At 32.3% G+C, this 19,082-nt stretch carries 17 protein-coding genes; 11 read left to right on the forward strand and 6 right to left on the reverse strand.

Annotated features, from left to right (window positions below; genetic code table 11):
- Nucleotides 1–108 precede the first annotated feature (108 nt).
- From J8L88_RS17960 to glyA, 3 genes are all read right to left on the reverse strand, one after another.
- A complete protein-coding gene (locus J8L88_RS17960; protein WP_155839700.1) occupies nt 109–741 on the reverse strand; it encodes a DUF6602 domain-containing protein in 633 nt (210 codons plus the stop codon).
- Between the two features lie 222 nt (nt 742–963).
- Nucleotides 964–4,212 (reverse strand): sialidase family protein, encoded by a 3,249-nt coding sequence (locus J8L88_RS17965; RefSeq protein ID WP_233557639.1) that lies wholly within the window; start codon nt 4,210–4,212, stop codon nt 964–966.
- Between the two features lie 236 nt (nt 4,213–4,448).
- The gene (glyA, locus tag J8L88_RS17970) at nt 4,449–5,723 is read right to left on the reverse strand and encodes a serine hydroxymethyltransferase (protein ID WP_118385900.1); all 1,275 of its coding nucleotides are present in this window, start codon (nt 5,721–5,723) and stop codon (nt 4,449–4,451) included.
- 204 nt (nt 5,724–5,927) lie between these two features.
- Here glyA and fahA point away from each other — a divergent pair, with 204 nt between their 5' ends.
- The 5 genes from fahA (at nt 5,928) to J8L88_RS17995 (ending at nt 9,943) form a co-directional block, all read left to right on the forward strand.
- A complete protein-coding gene (fahA, locus tag J8L88_RS17975; protein WP_027393625.1) occupies nt 5,928–7,208 on the forward strand; it encodes a fumarylacetoacetase in 1,281 nt (426 codons plus the stop codon).
- Nucleotides 7,209–7,310: 102 nt separating this feature from the next.
- Nucleotides 7,311–8,498, forward strand: a complete 1,188-nt coding sequence (locus J8L88_RS17980; RefSeq protein WP_118385899.1) for a hypothetical protein — start codon at nt 7,311–7,313, stop codon at nt 8,496–8,498.
- A 19-nt stretch (nt 8,499–8,517) separates the two neighbouring features.
- Nucleotides 8,518–9,117 (forward strand): Crp/Fnr family transcriptional regulator, encoded by a 600-nt coding sequence (locus J8L88_RS17985; RefSeq protein ID WP_027393623.1) that lies wholly within the window; start codon nt 8,518–8,520, stop codon nt 9,115–9,117.
- Nucleotides 9,118–9,199: 82 nt separating this feature from the next.
- On the forward strand, nt 9,200–9,484 hold the full coding sequence (locus tag J8L88_RS17990; protein ID WP_035085628.1) for a hypothetical protein: 285 nt from the start codon (nt 9,200–9,202) through the stop codon (nt 9,482–9,484).
- Between the two features lie 12 nt (nt 9,485–9,496).
- Complete coding sequence (locus tag J8L88_RS17995) at nt 9,497–9,943, forward strand: group III truncated hemoglobin (protein ID WP_051336163.1); 447 nt, start codon at nt 9,497–9,499, stop codon at nt 9,941–9,943.
- On the opposite strand, the gene ytxJ is transcribed toward J8L88_RS17995, so the two are convergent.
- Together ytxJ and J8L88_RS18005 are read right to left on the reverse strand one after the other, a co-directional pair.
- On the reverse strand, nt 9,940–10,335 hold the full coding sequence (ytxJ, locus tag J8L88_RS18000; protein WP_027393621.1) for a bacillithiol system redox-active protein YtxJ: 396 nt from the start codon (nt 10,333–10,335) through the stop codon (nt 9,940–9,942). The genes J8L88_RS17995 and ytxJ overlap by 4 nt on opposite strands.
- Nucleotides 10,319–10,492, reverse strand: coding sequence for a hypothetical protein (locus tag J8L88_RS18005; RefSeq protein ID WP_155839699.1), 174 nt, complete (start codon nt 10,490–10,492; stop codon nt 10,319–10,321). The genes ytxJ and J8L88_RS18005 overlap by 17 nt, the downstream gene beginning before the upstream one ends.
- A gap of 45 nt (nt 10,493–10,537) precedes the next feature.
- Here J8L88_RS18005 and clpB point away from each other — a divergent pair, with 45 nt between their 5' ends.
- Together clpB and J8L88_RS18015 are read left to right on the forward strand one after the other, a co-directional pair.
- Nucleotides 10,538–13,138, forward strand: coding sequence for an ATP-dependent chaperone ClpB (gene clpB / locus J8L88_RS18010; protein ID WP_211061480.1), 2,601 nt, complete (start codon nt 10,538–10,540; stop codon nt 13,136–13,138).
- A gap of 211 nt (nt 13,139–13,349) precedes the next feature.
- A complete protein-coding gene (locus J8L88_RS18015; protein WP_027393619.1) occupies nt 13,350–14,000 on the forward strand; it encodes a hypothetical protein in 651 nt (216 codons plus the stop codon).
- Nucleotides 14,001–14,007: 7 nt separating this feature from the next.
- Here the strand turns inward: J8L88_RS18015 and J8L88_RS18020 are convergent, their stop codons facing one another.
- A complete protein-coding gene (locus J8L88_RS18020) occupies nt 14,008–15,975 on the reverse strand; it encodes an endonuclease (protein WP_211061481.1) in 1,968 nt (655 codons plus the stop codon).
- 174 nt (nt 15,976–16,149) lie between these two features.
- On the opposite strand from J8L88_RS18020, the gene J8L88_RS18025 reads away from it, so the two are divergent.
- The 4 genes from J8L88_RS18025 to J8L88_RS18035 all read left to right on the forward strand — a co-directional run bounded on the left by J8L88_RS18025 (nt 16,150) and on the right by J8L88_RS18035 (nt 19,017).
- Nucleotides 16,150–16,746, forward strand: coding sequence for a TetR/AcrR family transcriptional regulator (locus tag J8L88_RS18025; RefSeq protein ID WP_027393617.1), 597 nt, complete (start codon nt 16,150–16,152; stop codon nt 16,744–16,746).
- A gap of 50 nt (nt 16,747–16,796) precedes the next feature.
- Nucleotides 16,797–17,282 carry a thioesterase family protein gene (locus J8L88_RS18030; RefSeq protein WP_027393616.1) on the forward strand — a complete coding sequence of 162 codons (486 nt, stop codon included), beginning with the start codon at nt 16,797–16,799 and terminating at the stop codon, nt 17,280–17,282.
- 55 nt (nt 17,283–17,337) lie between these two features.
- Nucleotides 17,338–17,463 carry a hypothetical protein gene (locus J8L88_RS23690; RefSeq protein ID WP_255411842.1) on the forward strand — a complete coding sequence of 42 codons (126 nt, stop codon included), beginning with the start codon at nt 17,338–17,340 and terminating at the stop codon, nt 17,461–17,463.
- A 300-nt stretch (nt 17,464–17,763) separates the two neighbouring features.
- Entirely contained in the window at nt 17,764–19,017 is a 1,254-nt protein-coding gene (locus tag J8L88_RS18035) for a cellulase family glycosylhydrolase (protein ID WP_211061482.1), read from the forward strand.
- The last annotated feature ends 65 nt before the right edge of the window (nt 19,018–19,082 follow it).

Consider the following 19,082-nt stretch of genomic DNA (forward strand, 5'->3'; position numbering starts at 1 on the left):
TTCGTTAGGTTAGAACCAATCAAATAAGTTTAAATAGACAAAGTAAAAAAAATAAAACTTAGAGAAATTCTAAAAACTACATTAAGTTTAATTATCGTTAAGTAACTTTTATAAATGATCAACAGAAATTTTACTGTTGTTAATATTATTTGAATGCAATACTCTACAATCAATTATATAATTTATAAGCTCAAATATTCCTTTAAGATTAATTATCAATTCATCACCTTTTTTTTCAATTAAATATATACAGTTTTCATTTTTAATTAATTCTGTTAATTTATTCTCTCCACTAGGTTTATTCTTTTCTACAACACATATAATACCTAAGGGTTTTCCACAGTGGCTTGGTTTTATTTTATTGAGCTTGGTAAGTTTTTTTTTAAGATCGTCTAATCCTTTATCATAATCCGTTTTTTTTATTTCAATAATACTAAAAACACTATTTTTAGGTACTAGGGCAAAATCGTATATTTTAAATATTGGAGGTAATGGATTTGAAGAATATATAATAATGTCTAATTGAGGTAATTTATCCTTTTGAAAAGATTCAGGAGAAATAATTCCACCTGTACATAATTTTAAGGGTAATATTGATTTTTCAATGAATTCCATAACAACTTTTTCAGTGTACTGTCCAATTAAGGCAGTGTTTTTGGTAAATTTCATTATAGAATCAACTGAACGAAGGGATTGACCTAAATTTTCAGCATATTCTTCAAAATATTCCTTAGTCATCATAATTTTAACAATAGTATTACAAATGTAATATTACGGATATTTAACCTATATATCTAACCTTATCCATTGGTCATTGTATAATTAGTTTCTTATTAATGGGTAATTCTTCTATCAAAAACCCCCTAAATTGAAAAAATAAAGGGGGATATTCTTATTTAAAAATTTAATTACATCAACAAAATGGAAATAAGTCCAAGTTTTTGAAATGTAAGCAACTATTACTTAATTCTTAATTAATCCTTGGCCTTCTATCCAAGGTGCACCAGCAATTTTTAACTCATTCTCAAGCGCTGGTAACGTAGAATCTATAATGGGTTGTAATTTAGCTTTCACTTTCTTTAACTGACTCTGCACTGTTTTCAAGAAAGTCTTATGTTCTTCTGTTGGACCATATGTATTACCTAAAAATCTTCCTAACGAACCTCCATTACTAGCCGTAGGATTAGATCGTTCTCCAATTTGATCCTTTATTTTATCACCGTTAAGTTCTTTATCAATGTCTAGTAAAGCTATTTTAGTTTCATTTAATCTCTTATACAAATCATCAGATGAAGTAGTTGCTTTGTTGAAAGCTCTTAACATAGCAGCAACTGTTTGTTGGCTCCTTGATAATGAGATATTGGTTGCGGTTAAATCCTGTTGGAATGCAAAGGTAGCTTCTCTAAACTTATCCATTTCTTCATATGGTTGTCTAGGTAATGCCCCTTCAAACAAAGGAGTTACATTAAATGATTCCGGACCTTGTAATACGGTAGTGACACCATCAATTCGCTTTAATAATGTCACCGTATAATTTCCTGGTGTAACCATAATTCCTCCTCTACGAAATCCACCACGAGTATTTCGTGGTGCTCTCAAACGTTCTCCATTTTTACGAGGATAGGTTAAATTCCAGTTAACACGATTAAAACCTTTTTTGTTCGTGCCTTTTACAGTATTTACTATCTTTCCATTTTCATCTTTGATAACCAATTGCAATAAAGGACCATCCTGTCTTTCTTCATCTTCAAGAGCTTTCCATCCAGGAAATTTAGCATTTCCTTTTTTTTCTTTTTGTTTTCTTATCTCTTTTTTAGACTTGATTTTAGCTGGCATATAATACGTAAAATTAGCCCCAAAGGGTGGATTTTTAGCAATCCATTCTGCATCTCCTTGACTGCCAACTCTACTTGCTTGTCGATACCAATCTACTTTCTTAACAGGGAATAAAGTAGCTTCTGTAGTATTCATACTTTTATTAAAATTACGTAATGGCGTAATGTCATCCAAAATAAATATTCCTCTACCAAATGAACCTGCTACCAAATCGTTTTCGCGTCTTTGGATTGTGATATCTCTAATTGGAATTGTTGGCATCCCTCCTTCTAATTTAGTCCAATTAACACCGCCATTAGAAGTAAAGTAAACTCCGAACTCAGTCGCAGCAAACAATAAATCTTTCTTAACATGATCCTGAACTAATCGCCAAATCAGTAATTTATTTGGCAAGTTCCCATTAATTAATGTCCAAGTTTTTCCTTTATCACTACTTTTTATAATATAAGGTTTATAGTCACCATATTTATGATTATCCAACGCAGCATAAACTACATTAGCATCAAAAAGGTCTGCCCGTACATCATTAACAAAAGGAGTCGTAGGTAATCCTTTAATTGTATTTAGTGTAATTTTTCTCCAAGAAGCACCTCCATCTTCTGTTACCTGAATTAAACCATCATCTGTACCTGCATACAACAATCCTTCTTGTTTTGGAGATTCTGCTAATGAGGTAATTGTATTATAATTAGACATTGCATAAACATCCCAGGCATTATCCCAACTCTGTGGTTTATCATAATACGGAAAAGTAACACGTTCTTGATTCAGCGTTAAATCTTTGGATATAGGTTCCCAACCATCTCCTCTATTTTCTGATTTCCAGACACGTTGAGAAGCAAAATAAAGTCTTTTGGGATTATGTGTACTTACTACGATAGGAGCATCCCAATTAAAACGTTCAAATGGATCACCTTCTCTCGCTTGAGGTTGAATAAAGACAGTCTCTCTTGTTTTACTATCTATTCGCCACAGAGCACCCTGTTGGAATTCTCCATACGTTATATCTGGATTTCCAGGTTCCGTAGCAGTCTGCGCCCCATCTGCCCCTAATGTTTTCCACCAATCTGCACTTGCGATACCATTAGAAATAATAGTTCTAGATGGTCCTCCATGAGATCCATTGTCCTGAGTACCTCCATAAACATTATAGAAAGGTAGAGCATCATCTACCGCTATTTTAAAATATTGCGTAATTGGTAAATTTCTAACATATTTCCAACTTTTGGTATGATCAAAACTTTCATATAAACCACCATCAGTTCCGATTAATAAATAATTAGGGTCAGATTTTTTAAAAACCAAAGCATGACTATCACTATGCTGATTAGATCTAGGCATATTCGTGAATGTTTTCCCGTGATCTGTTGAAATCAAAGCACTATTATTCATCATAAAAAGTGTTCCTTCCTGATGAGGAGATGCAATTAATTCTTGATAATAATGAGGTCCAGTACCTCCAGAAACAGCATCTGATTGTTTACGCCAAGTTGTACCTCCATTAGCAGACATATATACACCTCCTTTTCTTCTATCTAATTCGATAGCTGCATAAATAACTTCAGCATTAAATGGAGACATTGCTAATCCTATTTTACCAAGATTTGATTTAGGAATTCCATTCTTGAGTGGTTGCCAAGTTTCTCCTCCATCGGTACTTTTATGAAGCCCCGATCCAGGACCACCTCCTAAATAACCAGCGACTGTTCTATGTCTTTGCCAAGTTGCTGCATACAAAACATCTGGATTATTTTGATCTATAAGCATATCGGTAGCACCAACCCATTCTTGATCTCCAAGTGTACGTTTCCAAGTTTTTCCACCATCACTTGTTTTAAAAACACCTCGATCACCACCCTTACTCCAAAGTGGACCTTGGGAAGCAACCCATATAATATCAGAATTTTCAGGATGAATAATGATCTTAGAAATATGTTCAGAGTTTTCTAAACCCATATTTTTCCATGTTTTACCGTCATTATGACTTACATAAATACCATCACCAAAACCAACATGACGTCCACCAACGTTTTCTCCGGTACCAACCCAGATCGTATTAGGATTATTAGCATCAATAGTGACACATCCTATAGAGTATACCTTTTGTTTATCAAATAAAGGAGTCCAAGTTGTTCCAGAGTTTGAAGTTTTCCATACACCACCTGATCCTACAGCTACGTACCATATGTTTTCATTTTCTGGATGAATAGCTATATCTGCTATTCTTCCTGAGGTCATTGCTGGACCAATATTTCTAAATGCTAATCCACTAAATGGATTTTTGGATTTCTCCTTAAGTTTTTCTTGAGAATGTACATTAAAAGTTATGCTAAATGTTACTACAAAAAGCATAATGAATTTGAAAAAAAGATTCATTTGTGTGAGTTATTTTGGTTTTATTAGTTGAATAAAATATGCTGCTGAAAAGAAGCGGATCTGAAATTACAAAATAAGTATTAAGGATCTCTTGGACACCTTAAAATTTAAGAATACTTTCACTTCCTATAGTATATGTCTGTTCCTGCAGGAAGAAGAAACTTAAAATCACTCTTACAAAAAAATGCGTGACATCTAGCCACGCATTTTAAAAATACATCTTTTTAAGAATTATATTATACCACAAATAATGGTTTATCAGCCATCATTGCATTTACATCATTTGCTATATTGTGCAATTCTTCTTCGTTCTCTACATTATTTATAACTCTATCAATCAATTCTACGATTGCCAGCATATCATCTTCCTTTAATCCACGTGTAGTAACAGCAGCAACACCAATACGGATACCAGAAGTTACAAATGGTGATTTATCATCAAATGGAACCATATTCTTGTTCACAGTAATCTCTGCAACTCCTAATGCTTCTTCTGCTTGTTTTCCTGTTACATTCTTATTTCTAAGATCAATCAACATCATGTGATTATCAGTACCATCAGAAATTACTTGATATCCTTTCTTAACAAATGCTTCTGCCATTGTAGCAGCATTTTTCTTTACCTGGATAATATAATGTAAAAACTCATCCGTCAATGCTTCTCCAAAAGCAATTGCCTTAGCAGCAATAATATGCTCTAAAGGACCTCCTTGATTTCCTGGGAATACTGCACTATTTAATAAAGAAGACATCATTCTCTTCTTACCACTTTTTAAGGTCAATCCAAATGGGTTTTCAAAATCTTTACCCATTAATATCAATCCTCCTCTTGGTCCTCTTAATGTTTTATGTGTAGTAGTTGTCACAACATGACAGTGAGGTATAGGATCTGCAATTACTCCTTTTGCAATCATACCCGCTGGATGTGCTATATCTGCTAATAGAATTGCACCTACACTATCTGCAATCTCTCTAAATCTTTTATAATCAATCTCTCTAGAGTATGCAGAAGCTCCCGCGATAATTAACTGAGGTTGCTCTGCAGTAGCAATTTCCTGAATTTTATCATAGTTTAATCTTCCTGTCTCCTTCTCTACTCCGTAAAAAACAGGATTGTATAATTTACCAGAAAAGTTTACAGGAGATCCATGAGTAAGATGTCCTCCATGAGAAAGATCAAATCCTAGTATTTTATCTCCAGGTTTTAAACAAGCGTGATACACTGCTGTATTTGCCTGTGATCCAGAATGTGGTTGTACATTTGCATATTCGGCTCCGAACAATTCCTTCGCACGATCGATTGCAATTTGTTCTACTACATCTACTACGGAACATCCTCCATAATATCGTTTTCCAGGGTACCCTTCTGCGTATTTGTTTGTTAATACCGAACCGGCAGCCTCCATAACTTGTTCACTTACAAAATTCTCTGAAGCAATCAATTCTAATCCATTAATCTGACGCTCTTTTTCGTCCTGTATTAAATCAAAAATTTGTTCGTCGCGTTGCATGTTTATTCTTTTATAAAATAGATGCCCAAAAATAGGAACATTCCTTAAAATAAGTTAATGGAATATTAATAAATATGAACATTTTCTTCACAATTAGAAATATCACATTTTTTAATTAACTTTCACATAAATAACATATCTAAAACATTCTAAAATTATATATTTGATCATAAGAAGTACCAACAACTTATTAAAAAAACGACAATGCCCATAACTGCAAATAACCCAAATAGAAAAACCTGGATAAAAACTCCAACGAATACGGATTTTCCTATTCAAAACATACCTTTTGGAGTCTTTCTTACCAGAGATGATGTAATAACTATAGGAACCAGAATCGGAGACACTGCTATTGATCTTGGCGCTCTTCATCAACTTGGTTATTTTGATGAAATTCCATTGACCGATGACATATTTTTACAGGATTCTCTAAACGATTTCATCTCCGATGGAAAAAAAACTTGGAGATTAGTTCGTAATAGAATAGCTGAAATTTTTGATGCTGAAAATGATGCATTAAAAACAAATAAAGAACATTGTAAAATTGTACTTTTTACTTTAGATGAAATAGAAATGCAACTGCCGGTCACTGTAGGTGACTATACAGATTTCTATAGTAGTATTGAACACGCTACTAATGTAGGCACAATGTTTAGAGACCCTGATAATGCTTTACTTCCTAATTGGTTACATATACCTGTTGGATATCACGGTCGTAGTAGTTCTATTATTCCTTCAGGAATTCCGGTACACCGACCACAAGGTCAAAAATTAATCAACGGAACAGAAAAACCAATTTTTGGGCCATCCAGATTAGTTGATTTCGAATTAGAAATGGCGTTTATTACTACAGATGCTAATCATCTTGGAGAACCCATTCCGATTGAAGAAGCTGAAGATTATATTTTTGGTTTAGTTTTATTTAATGACTGGAGTGCTAGAGATATTCAAAAATGGGAATATGTTCCTTTAGGTCCTTTCTTAGCTAAAAACTTTGCTTCGTCTATATCACCTTGGATCGTAACCTTAGATGCTTTAGAACCATATCGTGTTGCAGGACCAAAACCTCTTAAAGAACAACTTCCTTATTTACAATATAAAGGAGATAAAAGTTTTGACATTAATCTAGAAGTTGCGATACAGCCAGAAAAAGCTAAAGAAACAATTGTTTCTAAAAGTAATTTTAAACATATGTATTGGAATATGTCTCAGCAATTAGCACATCACACGATAAACGGATGTCCTGTTAACTCCGGAGATATGATGGGTAGTGGTACAATATCAGGTCCTACTTCAGATTCTTATGGTTCTATGCTCGAGTTAAGCTGGAGAGGAGAAAAACCTGTACAACTAAAAGAAGGTGGTAGCCGTAAGTTTATCGAAGATAATGACACCGTTATTATGAGAGGACATTGCGAAAAAGATGGTGTCCGAATTGGGTTTGGCGAGGTATCTACAAAACTGCTTCCTGTATTCAAGAAATAGAAAAAACTATCATTAGATAAAAGACCTCAAAATTTACTTTGAGGTTTTTTTATTACCTTTTGGCATCAAAATTGAATAGGTGTCCCCCAAACGTATTACATTATGAAAAGAATTCTACTTTTATTTTTAGTTACAGTTTTTACATTTTCTTGCGGAGTTAAGAAAGGTGCTTTTGAAAACCTTGACTCTGGTAATTATGATCAGGCAATTAATACTTCTATAAAAAAACTGAGAGGAAATAAAAATAAAAAAGGAAGACAAGACTACGTTATTATACTAGAAGAAGCATTCGTAAGAGCTGTTGATCGTGATATAAATGCTATTACTTTTCTTGAAAAAGAAGGAAATCCAGCTAATCTAGAAAAAATTTATAATTGTTATAATACATTAAAAAATAGACAAGAAAGAATTCGTCCATTATTACCTCTTTATCACGTAGAACAAGGACGTAACGCTAATTTTACTTTTGATAATTATGATCAAAGAATTTTAGATACTAAAGAAAAATTATCTACCTATTTATATGATAGTGCGAAATCATTGTTATCTAAAGCAAGAAGAAAATCAGACTATCGTAATGTTTATAATGATTTAATATATCTAAATAAGATAAGCCCAAATTATAAAAACACAAATGATTTAATAGAAGAAGCGCACTATAAAGGAACTGATTTTGTTAAAGTAGCTATGAAAAACAACACCAATGTTATTATACCTAGAAGACTAGAAGATGACTTATTAAATTTTAGTACCTACGGATTAAATGACCTTTGGACAGTGTATCATAATGAACCGCAAAATTCTATTCAATATGATTATTTAATGGAAGTTTCTTTTAGAGAAATAAACATTTCACCTGAGCAAATTAGGGAAAGACAATTAGAAAAAGAAAAATTGATAAAAGATGGATGGGAATATCTTTTAGACGAAAATGATGAATTTGTGCGTGATGAAGAAGGTAATAAAATCAAAGTTGACAAAATGGTTACTGTACGATGTGAATACTACGAATTCATACAGTTTAAAGAAGCGCAAGTAGCTGGTAATGTTCAATATAAAAATTTAAAAACAAAACAACTACTAGATGCTTTCCCACTATCTAGCACCTATGTTTTTGAACATGTGTACGCCAATTATAATGGAGATAAGAGAGCTCTAGATGATGATTTAATTCGTTATTTAGGATTACAAGCAGTTCAATTTCCTACCAATGAACAGATGGTTTATGACTCTGGACAGGACCTAAAGAATAAGTTAAAAGGTATTATCACAAGGTATCGTTTTAATTGATCTAAAATAATTATAGCGAATGATATCAAAGGACATCTTACTAGAAGCTGGAGCCACCTTAAAAGAATATATCCGTGGTGAACAGCTTTTTAAAGAAGGTGATAATGCGCGTTATTATTTTCAAGTATTCTCCGGAGAAATCAAAATGAATAATTATAATGATGATGGTAAAGAATACATACAAGGTATTTTTGATACAGGGAAAAGTTTTGGAGAACCTCCATTATTTGCAGATTTCAGCTACCCAGCGAATGCAGAAGCTATTTCAGATGCAAAAGTATGGCTATTGCCGAAAGATACATTTCTTAAAGTTTTAGAAAACAATCCATCTATTCATCATAAATTTACGAGCACACTTGCTTTACGTCTTTATTATAAGGCTATGATGGTGTCCGAAATTTCAACCCAAGAACCGGAACACAGAATTCTAAGAATTTTAGACCATTTCAAAAAAAATAATCAGGATGGTTCTACAAACTCTTCTCTTTACAAAATAGAGCTCACTAGACAACAATTGGCAGATTTAACTGGCCTAAGAGTTGAAACTGTGATTAGAGCTGTTAAAAAATTAGAACAAAAAGAAGAATTGGTAATCATAGAACGAAAAATATATCGATAATCTTCTTCCCTTTATGATTGAGATCATAAATTGGAGCTCCTTTCCTGAAATAACTTTACACATAACTTTAAAACAATACGTTATGTATTCCAAATTATTAAAAGATTTCAGAGAAATGTATATGGCCTATATACCATTAATGATCATTTTATCTAGCTGTTTAGGATCTGTAGCTGCGATGTATATCTTAATGCAAGAACGATCCTCAATGCAAGTAATTGAATTAACCATCTGTGTTATTATTTGCATGACATTTAATGCATCTATTCTTGCTCAAATGAAACCAAAACTCGTTTTTAATTTACTAATCGCTAGTCTAACAATCAATACACTTTTAGTACTACTAAACTTTGGGTATTATTCTTAATAAGATAATATTATGAAACAAATAGAAAAAAGAGATATTGAAACCAGAGAAGATATTTTTAACCTAGTATCACAGTTCTATGATAAAATAAGAAAGGAAAATATATTAGGCCCAATCTTTAATCAAGTAATAAGTAATTGGGATGAACACCTTAATATATTAACTGATTTCTGGGAAACTAATCTATTATTTGTAGCCAAATATAAAGGAAATCCTATCCGAGTGCATCAAAAAGTTGATGCAACTTTTCATGGGAATATAACAGAAAAACATTTTGGTATCTGGTTAAATTTATGGTTTGCAACAATTGATGAATTGTATTACGGAGAAAAGGCCCAAACTGCTAAAAGAAGAGCAAGGAAAATGTCGACACACCTGTATATAAAAATGTATGAATCCAGAATATTACAAAAAACTACATGTCCTTTTCTTAACGAAAAGAACAACGGCATTTCTTAAACAAATTGATGTAAAACTTGTGGTGTAATAGCACTATGCGAAGCATGGTGTACTGTTATTCCATTACGAATTATTATGAATTGAGGAGATTCATGAAATACCTGAAACTTAGCCGAAATCTCTGAAGATATATCTCTGTGATTTAATAAATCTAAATAATATAAATCAACCTCATTTTCGGAAAGATCAAAACTACTTTCAAAATTTTTAATAACCATTCTACTAATTCCACATCTAGTAGAATGCTTAAAAATCGCTTGTGTTTTAGTCACAGAGGCTTTAGCAATCGTATCTAACTGCTCTAATGATTTCAACTCTTGCCAAGGTAGTGCTTGCTTTTCTTCTTTAGGTTCTTTGTCCTCTGATCCAAATATTTTACCAAATAATCCCATACATTTCTTTTCTTAATACAGCTACAAACTTAATTAAATGATTTCTATTTAATTGATAATTATGCTTTTTTGTCGAAACAGAATCAGTAACTTTACAATAAGTCAAAAAGTCAGCAAAAACAATAGTTTTAAAGACATTTTGACATCTTTTTTTCATCGGAATACTATTTGATCCTACTGAATCAAAATAAAAAGATTACTCATGAATTTTAATAATTTCACTATAAAATCACAAGAGGCTATCCAGCAAGCTCAACAGCTTGCTCAAGGTTATGGCCATCAACAAATCGAGAACGAACACATTTTTAAAGGCATATTTAATGTAGATGAAAATGTACTCCCTTTTCTTTTGAAAAAATTGAATGTAAATATCAATATATTACAACAAGTATTAGATAGTACATTAGAAAGCTTTCCTAAAGTAAGTGGCGGAGATATCCAATTATCACGTGAGGCGGGAAAATCTTTAAATGAAGCCAACATTATTGCTAAATCCATGGAAGATGAATATGTATCCATTGAACATTTAGTAATTGCCATTTTTAAATCTAAAAGCAAAATTGGTCAAATTTTAAAGGATCAAGGTGTTACCGAAAAACATTTAAAAGAAGCCATAAATGAAATCAGAAAAGGAGAACGTGTAACTTCGCAAAGTGCTGAGGAAACATATCAGTCTTTAAGTAAATATGCTAAAAACCTTAATGAATTAGCAGAGAATGGCAAATTAGATCCGGTAATTGGAAGAGATGAAGAAATTCGTAGGATTTTGCAAATTTTATCCAGAAGAACAAAAAACAATCCCATGCTGGTTGGAGAGCCTGGTACTGGTAAAACAGCTATTGCTGAAGGGCTAGCACATCGCATTATTGCAGGTGATATTCCAGAAAACCTAAAGGAAAAACAGATTTATTCATTAGATATGGGTGCCTTAATTGCTGGAGCGAAATTTAAAGGAGAGTTTGAAGAACGATTAAAAGCAGTCGTAAAAGAAGTAACTTCAAGTGATGGAAATATCGTATTATTCATTGATGAAATACATACTTTAGTTGGCGCCGGAGGTGGACAAGGAGCAATGGATGCTGCTAATATTTTAAAACCAGCTTTAGCACGCGGAGAATTAAGAGCTATCGGAGCAACCACATTGGATGAATACCAAAAGTACTTCGAAAAAGATAAAGCCTTAGAACGAAGATTCCAAAAAGTTGTTGTTGATGAACCAGATACCGAAAGTGCTATTTCTATCCTTAGAGGAATTAAAGAAAAATACGAAACACATCATAAAGTAAGAATCAAAGACGAAGCAATAATTGCAGCAGTAGAATTATCTCAAAGATATATCACCAACAGATTTTTGCCAGACAAAGCCATTGATCTTATGGATGAAGCTGCGTCTAAATTGAGAATGGAAATTAATTCTAAACCAGAAGAGTTAGACGTATTAGATCGTAAGATTATGCAATTAGAAATAGAAATTGAAGCTATTAAACGCGAAAATGATGAATCAAAATTAAAATCTTTAAATGCGGATCTTGCCAATTTTAAGGAAGAACGAAATGAGATATTTTCTAAATGGCAAAGCGAAAAAGAAGTAGTAGATGCTATTCAGAACACTAAAACAAACATAGAAGAATATAAGTTAGAAGCAGAAAGAGCTGAACGAAACGGAGACTATGGACAAGTCGCCGAACTACGTTACGGAAAAATTAAAGATGCTCAGGAAAATTTAGAAATATTACAAGAACAACTCAATCAACAGCAGAGTAAATCTTCTTTAATCAAAGAAGAGGTTACCAATGATGATATTGCAGAAGTAGTTGCTAAATGGACTGGAATTCCAGTAACTAGAATGTTACAAAGTGATCGTGAAAAGCTTTTAGTTTTAGAAAAAGAATTACAAAAACGAGTTGTTGGGCAAATAGAAGCTATACAAGCAGTAAGCGATTCTGTAAGAAGAAGCCGTGCAGGACTGCAAGATCAAAAAAGACCTATTGGATCTTTCTTATTTCTAGGAACAACAGGAGTTGGTAAAACCGAATTAGCAAAAGCATTAGCTGATTATCTTTTTAATGATGAAAGCGCAATGACTAGAATTGATATGAGTGAATATCAAGAACGTCATTCCGTAAGCAGATTAGTGGGTGCTCCTCCTGGATATGTTGGATATGATGAAGGTGGACAATTAACTGAAGCCGTGAGAAGAAAACCTTATTCTGTAATATTATTAGATGAAATCGAGAAAGCACATCCGGATACTTTTAATATATTATTACAAGTTTTAGACGAAGGCCGATTAACCGATAATAAAGGTAGAACAGCTGATTTTAGAAATACTATCATAATTATGACTAGTAATATGGGGAGCCATATCATTCAACAAAAATTTGAAGCTGTAAAAGATGTCGATATCGCTATGGAAAGTGCTAAAGTAGAGGTCTTAGGATTATTAAAGCAATCAGTACGTCCAGAATTCTTAAATAGAATTGATGATATTATCATGTTTACGCCATTAAATGAGACACACATAAAAGAAATTGTAAAATTACAATTAAGAAATGTATCTCAGATGTTAAAGGAACAAAACATAACTCTTGATGCAACTGATGAAGCTATTAATTTTCTATCTGTAAAAGGTTTTCAACCAGAGTTTGGTGCTCGACCAGTAAAACGTACTATACAAAAAGAAGTGTTGAATTCATTATCCAAAGAAATTCTAGCCGGTAAAATATCCACAGAAAGTATTATACTTCTTGATGAGTTTGACAACAACTTAGTATTTAGAAATCAAACAGATCTTGTACTATAATTGATTGAAATGTTAATTAAATCATAAAGAAAAGAGCTTGTTTTCTGTTGAAAACTGGCTCTTTTCTCTTTTTTTTAAGAAAAAGAACAATAGCATAACCTATCACAGTGTCAATTTATTATGGTTTTACCGTAGTTATTAACAGATGTATTCTTACACGGTTGATAAGTATTTCTTACAAAAAACAAACTTTTAAGTAAATTGCTCCCTAATGAAACCAACTTTTGTATTATACTTTTGTGTACTTTCTTTTACCCTATCTTTTGGTCAAGACCAAAAGCAAATTCTCGCTGATATAAAGAGTAAATATTCTCTTATTAGAGAACTTGTGGATAATAATACGCTTAGACAATATCATACAGATTATACCTGCGAAGAATCCTTAGAAAAAGGTGCCATTACTTTCTATTATAATAGTCGTGAATTAAAGCATATTATTCATCAATATACCCAGGGACACGTTTCTTATAAAGATGAATACTATATTTGGGATGATCAGTTATTCTTTGAATTCTCTATTCATAAAGTAAAATATAAAGATTATGAAAAGAATAGAAAAAAGAGAATAGAAAAAGTGGATGTTGTACTTACATTAGAAGAACGATTTTATTTCGATAATTTCGTTCCTATAAAATGCCAATTCAAGGATTTTGAAACTAGAAGTAATCGAATAAAAAATCCTAAAACCAACTACGTAAGAAATCAAACTACGGATTGTGATCAATCGAGTAGAATAATCGAAAAATATTACATCCTACTAGAATATCAAGATCTCGATATTGTGGACGCTTGTGCATTACCAAGAAGTATTTCGAAAATTGTGTCTGATGATATTATTTATAGCAGTTTAGGTAAGAATTAAGACTATATCACTTCACGATAATTCTTTTGATCACAGAAGTATTATTATAATGAAACTTCATTAAGTAAAACCCCGAAGATATATTTAAATTAACCTTCGTTGTTTCATTAAAAGATTGAGTAACTAACATATTACCTAAAGTATCATATATTTCTAAATCTCCTTGTTTCCCTTTGGCAGACACCATAATATAATCATTAGCTGGATTAGGATATAATAAGAACTCTGACACTTCATTTTCATCTATAGATAAGGTATTAGACCAAACTTCTCCTATATTGTTACCCCATATATATTCTACAAGATCTGGTTGATCGATAAATGGATTACGATTGAACTGCCAATTATAAATAACATTATTACGATTCATTTCAAAATCATCTGGAGGATCGTTTCTATGCCAATCTAACAAGGTAGTCAAATCCCCAAGTTCAGATATCGTACTATCCGTATCGTCCGGAAAACCATTAACAACTTGTAGCGCTTTATACCTAGTTACAAGGAAAAAAATACCTCGAGCTACATCACCTTTCCAACTACCTAGATTACCTGTTGGGCCATTGTATTCTCCATAATGCTGATTTCCTCTAGAACTATTCTCATTAGAATCTGTAGCTCTTAAACCATGTGCATCAGAATTAGCGTGACGTAATGAATCTGCATTTGTTGTAACAAAACCAGAAATACCATCCGCTATATCATCAAACTCTCTAAAATCTTGAAACTCACCTCTAGATCTAGGATACGTATGTTCTCGGTTCCAAGTTTCATTTATATCGGTTAATCCTGCAAAATCTAATTTAGGGCGTTGTTGTTCTGTATATAAAAGCCAAACTTGATTACTGTTTTCTGGACTTTGATCTGCGCTACCTAGAATTTCTACAATATCTGCGTACGAATGTGTTCTTACTGTAGTCGGATCAGCTATAATATCCTGAATAGCCTGAACCAAAGCCGCATCTGCTAAACCTTCTAAAGAATTATAATAATCTAATGGTGCCCTACTGGCTACAATACCAAATGTAGGATTTAAAGGTGTTCCCCAAGAAGCAACAGTGAAATCGTTATCTATAACTCGTAGTTCTTTATTATCATTCAGACGAATAAAACCCGATGGAATGGTACCAAAAGTAATTTTCATAACTTCATCTCCTTCATCATCGACATCATCAATCAGTTGAATTGTATTAGTCACTGTATTCGTTCCTGCAGCAATAGTTACGGAAGTATTACCTGAATAATCTGCCATGGTAAAGCTTTCATTAGTAATAGTAACATCAAAAGTAAGGTCACTCGTTACATTTGTTTCTGTCGTAAATACCATATCAACATTATCTCCTTCATTATATTGATCAAAAGAAGTAGTTATTGAAATACCATTAAATTGAGTACCACTTCCATCATTAAGTGCTCCTGGAGTAGGAGTTTTTACTTCGTATGTGCCATCATCCTTACGTTGGATGGATTCTGTAGTTTTATTATTATTCTCATCCTCATTGATTTGTTCCATAACCCCCAATAAAGTCATAAGGCCTGTATCATCAGCATCATCCGTGTCATGAATTAGTGCATCTAACAAATTAGTAGTCGTTGCAATAGTTCCTTCGGGAAAATCTGTATCATTTCCTATATAAATAGCTACTGCATCTGCCCCATTCTGTATAATATTCTCTGATAACAAAACATCAGGTACCGGAGAAACTTCAGGGCCACCAATTAAAAAAATCCCGTTAGCATCTGTGGTATATCCATCAAGATCCAATGTAAAATAACTTGCATCTCCTCCACTTGTTGAACCATTAAATAAAACAACAACAAACCCATTTAAAGAAAAATTTGGAGCATCGGATTTCAATTCTATAAATTCTTGAGTATCTGTACTAGGTGTATCAGCATCTAGCTCGTTAATTACAACCTGAGCAAAAGAAAGTTGTACGAAAAGCAGTATAACAAAGAAAGCATAAAGATTTTTCATAATCGTAAAAATTAGCATAGCAATATAGGCATAATACTTAGTGTACTAAGTTATCTTTATATTAAAAATTTGATTCTCTAGAAACAATAAAACTAAAATGTAATGTTAAAAGAAAGTTTTAAAATATACCAAATGGTATATTTTAAGTATATTTGACATATTAAACTTCTTTACATGCTTACCAAAGCCGAAAAAACTTCAGAATTTATAGTTCAAACGGTTGCCCCTATTTTTAACAAAAATGGATATGCGGCCACTAGTTTGAGTGATATTACTAAAGCAACTGGTTTAACCAAAGGTGCCATTTACGGAAATTTTAAAAATAAAGAAGAATTAGCTATTGCAGCATTTACGATGACCGTCAAAAACATGCTAAGACGTATAACTGATCATCAGACACTTAGTAATTCCCCTATTGAAAAGCTATTTCTTATTACAGATTTCTACAGAAACTATTATAATTATAGTCAAGAATTAGGAGGATGCCCTGTACTTAATATGGGAGTGGACGCAAAACATCAAAATAGTCCTCTCTTTAAATATGTGCAGTACACAATAGATAAAATTCAAAATAATCTTGCACTACTCATTGACCAAGGAAAACAATCAAAAGAAATTAAATTTGATATAAATTCTATAATCTATTCAAAAAGATTATATACCATGATAATTGGAGCGATATTTATGACACATACCATGGAAGATAATAGTTATTTATTACAAACTATGGACCAAATAGACACTATGATTCTTAATGAATTGAAACTATAAACATTTTTTTTAAATCAAAATATACCAATTGGTATAAAATTAAAAACATTATGACAACATTACCAAAAACCTTAGAAAGTAAAGCAAAAATCAGATTTCAACATTGCGATCCATTCAACCATCTTAATAATGCAGAATATATTAACTATATGATTAATGCTAGAGAAGACCAAATAATTAACTATTACGATTTAGATCTTTTTAAAATGGCACAAACCCAAGGTGTAAGTTGGGTTGTAGGGAGTAATCAAATCGCATATTTACGCCCCGCATTGTTGATGGAAGATGTTATCATTAACTCTCAACTTATATCATTCTCAGAAAATGAATTACATGTTGAAATACGCATGTGGAATCATAACAAAACTGAACTAAAAGCCGTTATGTGGAGTTCTTTTGTGCATTTTAATTTATTAAAACAAAAGCGTTGGAATCACACTCCAGAGCTGATGGAATTGTTTAATTCTGTATTAAATCCATTAGAGGCTAATACCTTTAATCAAAGAATTTTAGAACTAAAACCACAAAAAGTGTAACATATAGTTAGTTAAGGAGTCTTATATATACATCAATCAACAAAATCTAACCATTATGAAGACTTCCGATGATCTTGGCTCCTCTCACAAGAAGAGAAGTTCATATTTTTTTATTGCATTTTTTGTAATTGCAATATTTTCTATGGCAATAGTAGCGTGGAAATTAGGAGTATTTGAATAACTTTCTAATAATTTAGAAAGTTATTCAAATACTCCCATTATATAATATTAATCAAAAAAAGTAAAGAAATTAAAAATGGCTCTGCTATGATAACAGAGCCATTTTTAATTCTCTTTTATTACATCCTTAAAATAGAAGAAAATTCTCTCCTGCAGATCTTACATTTAATTTTTAATCCTAATAACTTATTATTTCATCGAAAAGCTAATATTCGCTATACTAAATAATAGTTTCTATCGTTTCGCTAAAATCTGGTTAACCAGCAACAATTAAATATATTCAACTCCTCAAAAACAAATTATGAAACTTAACTTTACACGTCAAAAACAATTATCTACCCTAATTCTCTTTTTAATTTTTAATTCTTTTAGCTATGCTCAAACAGTAGTCGAAAGATATGGTAGGCTGCAAGTTAATGGAAGCCACGTTACTGCAGAAAATGGAGAAAAAATCAGTCTAGCCGGTATGAGTCTATTCTGGAGTAATGCTGGTGATGGTGGCGATTTTTATAATAGTCAAACAATAAACCATTTAGCCGATGATTGGAAAAACCCCATCATTAGAGCAGCTCTTGGTGTTAAAGAAGATTGGGATGGAGGTACTGGTTATATAGATAATACTGCAGCCCAAAAAGCTAAAATTAGAACTGTTATAGATGCTGCTATTGCTAAAGGGGTTTATGTAATCATTGATTGGCATACACACGCTGCGGAAGTGTATAAAGATGAAGCTGTAGCATTTTTTACAGAAATGGCAGAATTATACGGGAATAATGATCACGTTATCTATGAGATTTATAACGAACCTATAAATCAATCTTGGAATGATGTTAAAAATTATGCTAATGATGTAATTGCCGGAATACGCTCTAAAGATCCAGATAACTTAATTATCGTTGGAAGCCCAACTTGGTCGCAGGATGTAGATCAGGCTGCTGCCAACCCTATAACTGGGGATCCTAACCTAGCTTATACTTTACATTTTTACGCTAATACTCATAAACAGTTTTTAAGAGATCGAGCATTAGCTGCAATGAACAGTGGGATTGCACTATTTGTAACAGAATGGGGTACTACCGATGCTAGTGGAAATGGTGGATACAATCCACAAGAGTCCCAGGTCTGGTTAGACTTTATGATTGAAAACTACATAAGTTATGTCAATTGGACAGTTTCTCATAAACCAGAAGATTCTTGCGTTGTAAGTCCTAATATGGGAGTACAAGGATTGATAAATGGAAACCTAACAACATCGGGTATTTTTATTCGAAATCATTTACTAGCACGAGCAGCAACCTTAAGTGTTGATGATTTTACTATTAACAATGAAAAACTATCACTGGATCAAAATCCAGTAAACGAAATTCTCTCTATTAATTCCAATACCGTAATAGACGATCTAACCATTTATGATATGAACGGAAGATCTGTTTTTCATAAGGATACAAATGAGAACAATCCTCAAGTTAATATTAATACTCTAAATTCAGGTAATTACATTTTAAAAGTAAGTTCTAATAGCAATACGACTACCACAAAATTTGTAAAACACTAGTTTTATTAAATAACTTATAAAAATTTTACTTGTAAAGCCTCTAAGAACTATCTTAGGGGCTTTAC

The sequence above is a fragment of the Aquimarina sp. MMG015 genome (assembly GCF_018100855.1).
Taxonomy (GTDB): Bacteria; Bacteroidota; Bacteroidia; order Flavobacteriales; family Flavobacteriaceae; genus Aquimarina; species Aquimarina latercula.